At 67.9% G+C, this 11,107-nt stretch carries 10 protein-coding genes and 1 pseudogene; 8 read left to right on the plus strand and 3 right to left on the minus strand.

Going from position 1 to position 11,107, the window contains the following annotated elements; all coding sequences use genetic code 11:
- Window positions 1-32: 32 nt before the first annotated feature.
- Window positions 33-908: an ROK family protein gene (locus JTJ31_RS20805; protein WP_207540676.1), complete on the minus strand. Its 876-nt coding sequence runs from the start codon at window positions 906-908 to the stop codon at window positions 33-35.
- A 65-nt stretch (window positions 909-973) separates the two neighbouring features.
- On the opposite strand from JTJ31_RS20805, the gene JTJ31_RS20810 reads away from it, so the two are divergent.
- The 6 genes from JTJ31_RS20810 (at window position 974) to JTJ31_RS20835 (ending at window position 6,085) form a co-directional block, all read left to right on the plus strand.
- Window positions 974-1,210, plus strand: a complete 237-nt coding sequence (locus JTJ31_RS20810) for a sulfurtransferase TusA family protein (protein ID WP_207540663.1) — start codon at window positions 974-976, stop codon at window positions 1,208-1,210.
- Window positions 1,211-2,140, plus strand: a complete 930-nt coding sequence (locus tag JTJ31_RS20815; protein WP_207540664.1) for a histone deacetylase family protein — start codon at window positions 1,211-1,213, stop codon at window positions 2,138-2,140.
- 84 nt (window positions 2,141-2,224) lie between these two features.
- On the plus strand, window positions 2,225-2,467 hold the full coding sequence (locus JTJ31_RS20820; RefSeq protein WP_207540665.1) for an exodeoxyribonuclease VII small subunit: 243 nt from the start codon (window positions 2,225-2,227) through the stop codon (window positions 2,465-2,467).
- A gap of 6 nt (window positions 2,468-2,473) precedes the next feature.
- Entirely contained in the window at window positions 2,474-3,394 is a 921-nt protein-coding gene (locus tag JTJ31_RS20825; RefSeq protein WP_236020496.1) for a polyprenyl synthetase family protein, read from the plus strand.
- On the plus strand, window positions 3,394-5,319 hold the full coding sequence (gene dxs / locus JTJ31_RS20830) for a 1-deoxy-D-xylulose-5-phosphate synthase (protein ID WP_207540666.1): 1,926 nt from the start codon (window positions 3,394-3,396) through the stop codon (window positions 5,317-5,319). The genes JTJ31_RS20825 and dxs overlap by 1 nt, the downstream gene beginning before the upstream one ends.
- 7 nt (window positions 5,320-5,326) lie before the next feature.
- A complete protein-coding gene (locus JTJ31_RS20835; protein ID WP_207540667.1) occupies window positions 5,327-6,085 on the plus strand; it encodes a TlyA family RNA methyltransferase in 759 nt (252 codons plus the stop codon).
- Window positions 6,086-6,167: 82 nt separating this feature from the next.
- Here the strand turns inward: JTJ31_RS20835 and JTJ31_RS20840 are convergent, their stop codons facing one another.
- Window positions 6,168-6,380 carry a PEP-CTERM sorting domain-containing protein gene (locus tag JTJ31_RS20840; protein ID WP_207540668.1) on the minus strand — a complete coding sequence of 71 codons (213 nt, stop codon included), beginning with the start codon at window positions 6,378-6,380 and terminating at the stop codon, window positions 6,168-6,170.
- A 48-nt stretch (window positions 6,381-6,428) separates the two neighbouring features.
- Window positions 6,429-6,749, minus strand: a complete 321-nt coding sequence (locus JTJ31_RS20845) for a hypothetical protein (protein WP_207540669.1) — start codon at window positions 6,747-6,749, stop codon at window positions 6,429-6,431.
- A gap of 524 nt (window positions 6,750-7,273) precedes the next feature.
- Here JTJ31_RS20845 and JTJ31_RS20850 point away from each other — a divergent pair.
- Both JTJ31_RS20850 and JTJ31_RS20855 read left to right on the plus strand, forming a co-directional pair.
- Complete coding sequence (locus tag JTJ31_RS20850) at window positions 7,274-8,077, plus strand: GNAT family N-acetyltransferase (protein ID WP_207540670.1); 804 nt, start codon at window positions 7,274-7,276, stop codon at window positions 8,075-8,077.
- Between the two features lie 525 nt (window positions 8,078-8,602).
- A pseudogene (locus JTJ31_RS20855) lies at window positions 8,603-11,107 on the plus strand (hypothetical protein); the annotation flags it as partial.

Consider the following 11,107-nt stretch of genomic DNA (forward strand, 5'->3'; position numbering starts at 1 on the left):
GTGGCGCGGGGCAAATGACGCTTCGTTGAAGCTCAGGACCAGAGCCGGGCCGCCCCCAGCACGCCGGAGGAGTCGCCGTGCCGCGCCGGGACAATGCGCGTGCGCACCACGTCGGAGAAGACGTGGCGCGGCAGGAGGCGCGGAACCTCCTCATAGAGATGCGCCATGTTCGACAATCCGCCCGCCAGCACCACCACTTCGGGGTCCAGCAGGTTCACCACATGCGCCAGCGCCCGCGCCAACCGGTCCGCGTGGCGCGCCAGGGCGGCGTGGGCGGCCGGGTCGGTGCGGCTGGGCAGGCCGGACGCGTCGCGCGCCCCTTCCCCATCCGCATCGGCGGCCAGGGCAGGGCCGCACAGGAAGGTCTCGATGCAGCCGCGCTGGCCGCACCAGCATTGCGGGCCGGGATGCTCCTCTGCCGTCATCCAGGGCAGCGGGTTGTGGCCCCATTCCCCGGCGATGCGGTTCGCGCCCTCCAGGATACGACCGTCCAGCACGATGCCCGCGCCGACCCCCGTGCCGAGGATGACGCAGAACACGCTGCCCGCCCCTTGTGCGGCCCCGTCCGCCGCCTCGGAGAGGGCGAGGCAATTGGCGTCGTTGGACAGGCGCACCTCGCGGCGCAGCGCGGCGGAAAGGTCCTCGGCGAGATGACCCCCGTTCAGCCAGGTGGAGTTGGCGCCGCGCACGAGGCCGGTGGCCGGCGACAGGCTGCCGGGAATGCCGACACCCACCGTGCCTGCCTCGCCCAGTTCGGCCTCCGCGCCCTCGACCAGTTCGCGCACCGTCTCGATCACCCCGGCATAGGAGCGCGGGGTGGGGACGCGCTGCCGCAGCCGCACCTGCCCTGCCCGGTCCAGCGCTGCCACCTCCGTCTTGGTGCCGCCGAGATCCACGCCGATCCGCATCATGGCGGCGGAGGCTGGCCGCGCCCGCCCTTGCCGTCCAGCCCCCGGCGGTGGTTCGATACGGCATGGAGGAACCCGTCACCCTCGATGTCCGCGGCCTGCATTGCCCGCTCCCGGTCCTCAAGGCGAACAAGGCGCTGCGCGGGATGAAGCCGGGCGGCGAGCTGGTGGTGCTGGCCACCGACCCGGCAGCGGTGAAGGATTTCCACGCCTTCGCCGGGGAGACGGGCCACGAGCTTCTCGCCTGGGGTGAGGAGGAAGGGCATCTGCGCTTCGTCCTGCGTCGGAAGTCGGAGGGCTGATTGGCCGTCCTCTACCTGACCCACCGCGACTGCGCCCTACACGAGATGGGCGAGGGACACCCGGAATCGCCGGATCGGCTGCGCGCGATCTGGCGCGCCCTGGATGCGGAGGAATTCGCCCCACTGCTGCGCGACGAGCCGCCGGAGGCCACGGAGGAGCAGCTTCGCCGCGCCCATCCCGAGGCCTACGTGCAGGCCCTACTGGGGGTGCGCCCGGCCGAGGGCGAGTATGTCGCGCTCGACGCCGACACGGTCATGAATGCCCACACCGCACGCGCCTCCCTGCTGGCGGCCGGGGCGGCGGCCATGGCGGCGGGCGAGGTCTGCTCCGGCCGGGTGCGCCGCGCCTTCTGCGCCACCCGCCCGCCCGGCCACCATGCGGAGCGTCGCCGGCCCATGGGATTCTGCCTCTTCGCCAATGCCGTAGTCGCGGCGCGGGAGGCACAGGCGAATCACGGCATCGGCCGCGTCGCGATCCTGGATTTCGACGTGCACCACGGCAACGGCACGCAGGACGTGGTGAAGGACGACCCTTCCATCCTGTTCTGCTCCTCGCACCAGATGCCGCTCTATCCCGGCACGGGGGCGGCGCATGAGCGGGGCTGCGGCAATGTGGTCAACGCCCCCCTCCCCCCCGGCGCCAATGGCGAGGCCTTCCGCGCCGCCTGGTCCAACCACCTCCTCCCCGCGATCCGCGCCTTCGCTCCGGAGCTGATCGTCGTCTCGGCCGGATTCGACGCCCATGCGCGAGACCCGCTGGCGCAGCTCCGCCTGACCGAGGCGGATTTCGAATGGATCTCCAACGAAATCTGTGCCCTGGCCGAGGAGCAATGCGGTGGGCGGGTCGTGAGCCTGCTCGAAGGGGGCTACGATCTGGATGCCCTGGCAGCCTCCGTGGCGGCCCACGTGCGGGTTCTGTTGCAGTTCTGACACAGCGCCTATCTTGACCAGGGCCCGGAGTTTAGGTTTCCCCTCCGCTCCTTTATGATGCGTCGCTTGAGGGGGAGTGTGTCGATGACCGGCCAGACGGAGAAGGAGGGGTTGGCCAACCTGTCCTTCGAGGAAGCCCTGTCCCAGCTCGAGGCGATCGTCCGATCGCTGGAAGCGGGTCGGAGCACCCTGGCAGAGGCAATCGGCGAGTACGAACGGGGCGCGGCGCTGCGCCGGCATTGCGAACAGAAGCTGGCCGAGGCCGAGGCCAAGGTTCAGGCGGTGGTGGAAGGACGCAGCGGCCTTTCCCTCCGCGACGTGGAATAGAGCCGTATGGACCATCAAACGGGCGGGCTTTCCGTCCACACCCTCGCGGAGGCCATGAACGAGGCCGCGGGGGAGATCGACGCAGCGCTGGACCGGCTCCTGCCGATCCCCGAGGGCGGCGAGGCGCGGCTCTACGAGGCGATGCGCTACTCCACCATCGGCGGCGGCAAGCGGCTGCGCGGCTTCCTGGTTCTGGAAGGTGCGCGGCAGTTCAACGTCTCCCGCCAAGCGGCGCTGCGAGTCGCCTGCGCGATCGAGATGGTGCACGCCTACAGCCTGATCCATGACGACCTGCCCGCCATGGACGACGATGACATGCGCCGGGGCAAGCCGACCAACCACAAGGCTTTCGACGAGGCGACGGCCATCCTCGCAGGCGACGCCTTGCAAACTCAGGCGTTCCACGTTCTGGCAGAGGAGGAGACCCACCCCGATCCCGCGGTGCGGATCGAGTTGGTGCGGCTCCTGGCCCGCGCCGCCGGCGCACGTGGCATGTGTGGCGGGCAGATGCTGGACATGCTGGCCGAACAGGCGGAGGCACCGATGAACGAGGCGCAAATCGGCCGCCTTCAGCTGCTCAAGACCGGCAAGCTGATCGAGTTCTCGGCCGAGGCGGGCGCGGTGCTGGGCAAGGCCCCTCCGGCGCAGCGCCACGCCCTTGCCGCCTATGGGCGCGAGCTGGGAGCCGCCTTCCAGATCGCCGACGACCTGCTGGATGCCACCGCGACGGCGGAGGAAATGGGCAAGGCGACGGCCAAGGATGCAGGCGCCGGCAAGGCGACCCTGGTTTCCCTTCTGGGCCTCGAACGCGCCCGCATCCAGGCCGAAAGGCTGGTGGAGCAGGCGCGCGGCCACCTGGATTCATTCGATTCCCGCGCCGGGCTGCTGCGAAGCCTCGCCGGCTTCGTGATCGAGCGGAGGAACTGATGCACGACCGTCCCGCCACCCCGCTGCTGGACCGCGTGCGCGTCCCCGCGGACATGAAGAACTTCTCCAACGAGCAGCTGAAGCAGCTGGCCGACGAGGTGCGCGCCGAGACGATCTCTGCCGTCTCCGTCACGGGCGGGCATCTCGGCGCCTCGCTCGGCGTGGTGGAGCTGACCGTCGCGGTCCATGCGGTGTTCGACACGCCGAAGGACCGGCTGATCTGGGACGTGGGCCATCAGGCCTACCCCCACAAGATCCTGACCGGGCGACGCGACCGCATCCGCACATTGCGCCAGGGCGGCGGGTTGTCCGGCTTCACTCGCCGCGCCGAGAGCGAATACGACCCGTTCGGTGCCGCGCACTCCTCCACCTCCATCTCGGCCGGGCTGGGCATGGCGGTTGCGCGCGACCTGAAGGGCGACAACAACCACGTCATCGCCGTGATCGGCGACGGCTCCATGTCCGCCGGCATGGCCTATGAGGCGATGAACAATGCGGGCTCGCTGAAGTCCAACCTCATCGTCATCCTGAACGACAACGACATGAGCATCGCGCCGCCGGTCGGCGCCATGTCGGCCTATCTGTCGCGGACCATCTCCTCCCGCCCCTTCCTGTCGGTGCGGGACTTCATGGCAAAGATGGCCAAGGCCTTCCCCGCGCCTCTCCAGCGCGCCGCCGCCCGAGCCGACGAGTATGCGCGCGGATTGCTGACCGGCGGGACCCTCTTCGAGGAGATGGGGTTCCTCTACGTGGGCCCGGTGGACGGCCATAATCTGGACCACCTGCTGCCCGTGCTGCGGAACCTGCGCGATTCCGGGCATCAGGGTCCGTTCCTGCTTCATGCCGTGACGCAGAAGGGCAAGGGCTACGCGCCGGCCGAGGCCAGCGCCGACAAGTATCACGGCGTCGTGAAGTTCAACGTCGTGACCGGGGAGCAGCAGAAGGCCCCGCCCGGCCCGCCCTCCTACACCAAGGTCTTCGCCCAGGCCCTGATCGCCGAGGCCGAGGCCGATGAGCGCGTGGTGGCGGTGAACGCGGCCATGCCGTCCGGCACGGGGCTCGACCTCTTCGCCAAGAAGTTCCCGAAGCGCTGCTTCGACGTGGGCATCGCCGAGCAGCACGCCGTGACCTTTGCCGCCGGCATGGCAACGGAAGGGATGAAGCCCTTCTGCGCGATCTATTCCACCTTCCTCCAGCGCGGCTACGACCAGGTGGTGCACGACGTGGCGCTGCAATCACTGCCGGTGCGCTTCGGCATGGACCGGGCGGGGCTGGTGGGCGCGGACGGCGCCACCCATGCAGGCTCCTTCGACATCGCTTATCTCGGCTGCCTGCCCGGCTTCACGCTGATGGCCGCGGCGGATGAGGTGGAGCTGGCGCACATGGTCGCTACCATGGCTGCCATCGATGACGGCCCCTCCGGCGTGCGCTACCCGCGCGGCGAGGGCTTCGGGCTGGAGCCGGTGCCGGCGCGCGGCACGCCGCTGCCCATCGGCAAGGGCCGCGTGCTGCGCGAGGGCACCAAGGTCGCCATCCTTTCCTATGGCGCGCGGCTGCAGGAATGCCTGAAGGCGGCGGATGACCTCGCCACCTTCGGCCTCTCGACCACCGTCGCCGATGCGCGCTTCGCCAAGCCGCTGGACACGGATCTGGTCGAGCGGCTGGCGCGCGAGCACGAGGTGCTGATCACCATCGAGGAAGGCTCGGTGAACGGGTTCGGCGGGCTGGTGATGCATCACCTCGCCACGCGTGGCCTGCTGGATCGCGGCCTGAAGCTGCGGCCCCTGGTGCTTCCCGACATCTGGATCGACCACGAAAACCCGCGCAAGCAGTACGACGTCGCCGGGCTGAACGCGCCGCAGATCACGCAGACCGTCCTGGCCGCGCTGGGGCGCGAGGCGCTGGCCGTCTCCGCGACGGCCTGAGAACGCGATGGGCGGGGGCAAGGGCGCGCGCGCCAAGGGGCAGCGCGCCGACCTCGCCCTCGTCGAGCGCGGGCTGGCGGAGAGCCGCACCCGCGCCCAGGCGCTGATCATGGCCGGGCTTGTGTTTTCCGGCGAACGCCGCATCGAGAAGCCGGGTGACGCCATTCCTGAGGGGATGGCGCTCGAACTGCGCGGCCAGGACCATCCATGGGTGTCGCGCGGTGGGGTGAAGCTGGCCCACGGGATCGCGCATTTCGGCCTCTCCCCGGAAGGGCTGACCTGCCTGGATCTTGGCGCCTCGACAGGCGGCTTCACCGACGTACTGCTGCATCATGGCGCTGCGCGGGTCTTCGCGCTGGATGTCGGACACGGGCAGCTGGCCTGGAAGCTGCGCAACGACCCACGCATCGTGGTGATGGAGCGGGTGAATGCCCGCCACCTGAAGCCGAACGACCTGCCGGAACTTGGCGCGCTGGTCTGCGACGCCTCCTTCATCGGATTGCGCACCGTCCTGCCTGCCGCCCTCGGCTTCTGTAGCCCAGGCGCCTGGGCAATCGCGCTGATCAAGCCGCAATTCGAGGTTGGACCCGCGATTGCAAAGGGCGGCGTGGTGCGCGACGCCGCGGTGCATGACGCGGTGTGTGCGGAAATCTCGTCCTGGTGGGCGGCGCTGCCGGGCTGGCGCGTCCTGGGCATCGAGCCCTCGCCCATCCTGGGCCCCGAGGGCAACCGCGAGTTCCTGATCGCCGCGCAGCGCGAGGCCTGAGAACGGAACCGGCCGGTCCCCGTGAGAAGTACGGCTGGCAATAGCGCTGTCCGGGTGCCCGCACGGGGCGCCCGGAGCGGCGTCAGGCGGCCTTGCGGCGGACGAGGCCGAGGCCGAGCAGGCCAGCACCCAGCAGGGCAAGCCCGGCCGGCGCGGGCACCGGAAGCGCAGCCGCGCCACCGGAGAAGGTGAAGGTGCCCGTGAGGTTCACGCCATCGGTCTGGCCGGAGAAGGTGAAGGTGCCAGGGGTGGGATCAAAGCCCGCCGCGCGCAGCGTGCCGATGCCGCTGATCAAGAGGTAGTCGGTGGGGCTGGTGCCCGGGGGCAGCGGCGGGACGGTGAACTACGTCGCGGTGATCGCGCTCAAGTCGAAGGACAGGCCGCCCACCGTGAAGAAGTTGGCGATCGGGCCTGCGAAGGCGGCGAAGTTGAAGTCCTGGATCGTGCCGACATCGCCCACCGAGACGGGCATGTTGCTGCCGGTGCTGACCGCGTCCACGGTGAAGGCGCCGCCCGCGCCGGTGACGCAGTTGCCGACCACGTTGGCGCAGAAGTCGACGGCCACGGCGTCGGCGAGGCGGACATTGGTGCCGCTGCCGTCGACGCCCTGGAACAGGCCGCCGAAGTCGATCGAGCCCGTCAGGGGTGCGGCATGCACTGCCACAGGCGCCGCCAGAAGAGCGAGGCCCAGTACCGCTTGCTTCAGAATCTGATTTTTTCGTCCCTTTGCCTTGGTTTGCTAACCAGTCAAAGGAATTTTGCGGCACCGTGACCGGGTCCTGCCGCAAACCATGCACGACCCATGCCAGGGCGATTTGCCCTTTGTATTCAGCGGATTGCCTGGAATCCTCACGAGCTTGTAGCCCGCTGTAAGGCACTGGACGCTGGGTTTGTTGCTCCCGCTCCTGCCGCGTGGCAGGACAAGTCATGCCACTTTCAGACCCCTTCCCCGCCCGGATCGAAGTGGTTCCGATCCGGTTATCGTATGGATTGGAACTCGAATGGCGGGGCTTGGAGGGGCGATCTGATGGCTCCTTCTTCCAGAGTTGGACATGGCTGGGTTGCGAAGCACCGCTCCGATGGACCAATCCATGGCTTGTCCGCGCCGAGGCACACGGACAGCTGGTTGGGCTAGCCTTGTTAAACCGCCAGCGCTTGGCTTGGCACCTGCACCAGAGCGGCGACCCCATGCTCGACTCCGTCTACGTCGAGCGCAATGGCCCGCTCCTCGCCTCTGACGCGCCAATGGCGCTTGGCCGCTCCATGATGGAGGCGGCGCTTCGCCGCACAGGATGGGGCCGGCTCGTCCTTCCTGGTGTCGTCGCCGGTTGCCTGCCCCAGACCGGTCTGGCGTGGCGGCGACGCACGGTGCCTGCACCCGTGCTCGAGCTGGAGCCGATACGCCAAGCTGGCGGCGACCCGCTCAGCCTGGTCAGCGCGAATACACGCCAGCAGATCCGGCGGTCCCTCCGCGCCTATGGGAAGCGGGGCGCAGTGCGCTTGGAAGAGGCTGCCAGCCTGGACGAAGCAGAGACTTGGCTCTCGCGCCTCGCCGAACTGCACACGGCAAGTTGGAACCGGCGCGGAAAGCCAGGGGCGTTCGCAGCCCCCTCCTTCCTGCGCTTCCATCGAAGCCTGCTTGGCCGCGGCTTCTTGCGTGGTGAGACGGAGTTGCTTCGTCTGAGTGCGGGTCCCGATGAAGTCGGCTACCTCTACAACTTCCGCCACAAGGGGCGCGTCCTCGCCTACCAGAGCGGCTTCATGGATGCCGACCTCGCACCACAGGAAAAGCCAGGCCTGCTCGCACATGCGCTCGCGATCCAGCAGGCCGCTTCGCGAGGAGATCGTGAGTATGACTTCCTCGCCGGTGACCAGCGCTACAAGCGAAATTTGGGCGGAATCTCGCAACCGCTCGAATGGGTGGAGTGGGCGCAGTGGCCCTCGCCCTTCGCCTGGGCTGCCGTGACTCGCCGCATGATTGGGCGCGTCTAGCCGACGATGCCGGCAATATTATTCTAGAATATAGAATGGATTTTGATACTTATTCTTAAGGATTGAACCGTAAGGGAATCTCCCGAGTTTCATTGGACCCAATACTCCGGCACAAACTCACTCGCGGCACACGCTCTGGTTGTATCAATGACTGGGCTTTGCTGCCGCAGGATGAAAGCACCCCAGGGTGGGGCTGCTGTCCGGAGGGATCATGAACGTTTGGATAACCGCAAATCGTGATGCCCATGCCTCTCCCATACCGGGAGGGTTTCCATCCAATTTGCATATCCAAATTCTTCCTCGTTACAGCATGTTTCGGAAAGCTTCTCTGACTTTCTGAAAAAGGTAACGACGGATAACATCCGCGGAGAGACCAAAATGAGCCTACTGTCCCTTCCGGCGCTCGGCGCCGGCGGTATCGTTGCACTGTCGCTTGAAAACGCCGGAGCCCAGACTCTCAAATCTGGCATTGTCACTCTCGGGCAAGTCTTCAAACAGGGCGACGTTCCCAGTGGGACGGGTCTCGTGGCGCAGGTCGGCGGGAGCACCGTCGCGCTGCAGGTCGATGTGAAGTCCACTTGGCCGGATGGCTCGGCGAAGATGGCCGTGCTGTCCTTCGCGCGGCCTGACATCGCGCCTGGTGCCGATGTCGGTGTCGTCATCGCCAAGGGCACCGCGGCTTCCGGCCCGGCTGTCGACCTCGCGAAGATCGCTTCCGCGCACAGCTTCACGGTGGACTACGCCCCGACGGGCGGTGCGAGCCAGACCATCGACGTGATGGCGGCGCTGAAGGCGGCGCTGGCCAACGGCACCGCTTCCTTCTGGCAGCAAGGCGTCAACGCGACCCAGGCCCGTGTCGAGGTGCCTGTCGGCGGCTCCATGCGCATGGTGTTCGACGTTACCGGCTTCGCCAATGGCGAAATCTCGGTCGATGCGACCTTCGCCAACGACATCGCAATGTCCCTCTCCGGCGGCGCGGTGAGCTACAGCACGACGATCCGCCTGGACGGGGCGGTGGTGCATTCCGGCTCCCTGAACCAGGGGCAGTACCAGCGCTGGCACAAGGAGTTCGCGAGCAGCGATTCCGACGGCGGTCAGAGCATCGGCGGCCCGACCAAGGGCTGGCTGAACATCGCCCATGACAGCGCCTATCTCGAGAAGAGCGGCGCCGTCGCGGCCTATGACCTTTCGATCAACGTCGCCGAGACGAAGCTGGCGACTTATTACACCGCCACGCAGGCTTCCGGCTGGAACGCGCCCCTCGCCGCCAATGGCGTGACGCAGACCTTCCCGCAGACCGGCGGCCGCGAGGATATCGGCATGCTCACGGCCGCCAACGCGGCCTGGGTCATCTCGCAGGACATTCGCGCCGCGACCTACGCGCTCGGCCAGGCCGAGGCGGCGGGCGCCGTGCCATGGCATTTCTGGGACGCGAAGAACGGTACCTGGGTCAACACGGACAACTACCCCAAGCTCTGGACCGACAGCCGCTACGGCGCGGGGACCGACACCACGTCCACCGCAACGAAGCTCACCCAACTCGTCGGCAGCACGGGGTGGAGCGTGGACCGGGCTCACCAGCCGGAACTGTCCTTCTATCCCTACGTGCAGACCGGCGAGCGCTGGATCTACGACAATCTGATGTCGCAGGCGTCGTTCAACATCATTTCCACTTGGCCTTCGCCGCGCGGCAACGCGCAGGATATCGTGGTAAATGGTGGACAGATCCGTTCCGGCGCTTGGGGGCTGCGCGAACTGGAGAATGCGGCCTTTGCCGCTGCCGATGGCTCGCCTGAGAAGGCCTATTTCCAGGCCGCGGCTGACGCGAACTGGAAGTGGCTGGTCTCGAAGATCCCCGAGTGGACGAAGATCCAGGGCGAAGCTCATGGCTGGGTGCTCGGCGAATATGGGACCCCGGGCGTTCTGCCGCCCTGGCAGCAGGACTACTTCGCTTCTACGACCATCGCCGCGGCCTCGCGTGGCAATGCGGACGCCCTCACCTTCCTGAAGTGGCAGGAAAACTTCCTGGTCGGTCGCTTCCTGCAGGCAGACAACGGCTTCGCGCAGAATGACGGGGCGGCCTACAACATCGCCATCTCCGACCTCGCGACGGGCCGCATCTACAGCACCTGGGCCGAGATCGGCGCCCAGACCGTTGCCCGGGGCCTGTCCAACGGCACGGGCTGGACCAAGAGCCAGGGCGAGTATGCGCGCCTTGCCATGTCGACCCTGGCCGGCATCCACGAGCTCACGGGCAACCAGACTGCGGCGGCCATCTACAAGGCGCTGATCGCGGCGAAGGCGCCCTGGACCAGCCTCGCCGACTACACAAAGAATATCGCCTACGCGGTTACCCTGCCGGGCGTGTACAGCGAGGTGAGCTGGTCGAGCACCGGGGCTGGCACGACTGTCCCCACTGCGCCGGCACCGACCGCGCCTGCGCCCACCACGCCCACTGCACCGGCCCCCGCGCCCGCTCCCGCCCCGGACACCTCCATCCAGGTTCCGGCCGGCAGCGTGGTTGCGCCTGCGACCAAGGTCACGGGCACGTCGCGCGATGACACGTTCACGCTGTCTGGCGTGGCGAACGGGATCACGGTGGACATGGGATCGGGCCGGGACGCGCTCACCCTTTCGTCCGCCGGGCCGAACACGCTGGTGGTCTTCAATGCCGAGGTGATCAAGGGCGGCACCCAGGCCGACACGGTCATGCTCGGCGCCGCCATCTCCGGCGCGACCATCGACCTGGGTGCAGGGCGTGACACGCTGCGCCTCGCCAATGGCTCGAACCAGGTGACCGTGGCGAATGTCGAGGTCGTCCAAGGCGGGACGGGGGCGGACATCGTCACCTACTCCACCGCCATCTCCGGCGCGACCATCGACCTCGGCGCGGGCTCCGACCGGCTCACCCTGTCCTCTGCGGGGCCGAACACGGTGACTGTGCTCAACACCGAGGTGATCACGGGCGGCAGCGCCGCCGACACGGTCACCCTGGGCGCGGCCACGACCAATGCCGTGATCGATCTCGGC

Origin of the sequence: Sabulicella rubraurantiaca, from assembly GCF_017355885.1 — a bacterium.
GTDB classification, from domain to species: Bacteria; Pseudomonadota; Alphaproteobacteria; order Acetobacterales; family Acetobacteraceae; genus Roseococcus; species Roseococcus rubraurantiacus.

Coding starts and splice junctions, on each gene's coding strand:
- JTJ31_RS20805 (WP_207540676.1), bottom strand. CDS start 908: ATGCGGATCGGCGTGGATCTCGGCGGCACCAAGACGGAGGTGGCAGCG.
- JTJ31_RS20810 (WP_207540663.1), top strand. CDS start 974: ATGGAGGAACCCGTCACCCTCGATGTCCGCGGCCTGCATTGCCCGCTC.
- JTJ31_RS20820 (WP_207540665.1), top strand. CDS start 2,225: ATGACCGGCCAGACGGAGAAGGAGGGGTTGGCCAACCTGTCCTTCGAG.
- JTJ31_RS20825 (WP_236020496.1), top strand. CDS start 2,474: ATGGACCATCAAACGGGCGGGCTTTCCGTCCACACCCTCGCGGAGGCC.
- dxs (WP_207540666.1), top strand. CDS start 3,394: ATGCACGACCGTCCCGCCACCCCGCTGCTGGACCGCGTGCGCGTCCCC.
- JTJ31_RS20835 (WP_207540667.1), top strand. CDS start 5,327: ATGGGCGGGGGCAAGGGCGCGCGCGCCAAGGGGCAGCGCGCCGACCTC.
- JTJ31_RS20850 (WP_207540670.1), top strand. CDS start 7,274: ATGCTCGACTCCGTCTACGTCGAGCGCAATGGCCCGCTCCTCGCCTCT.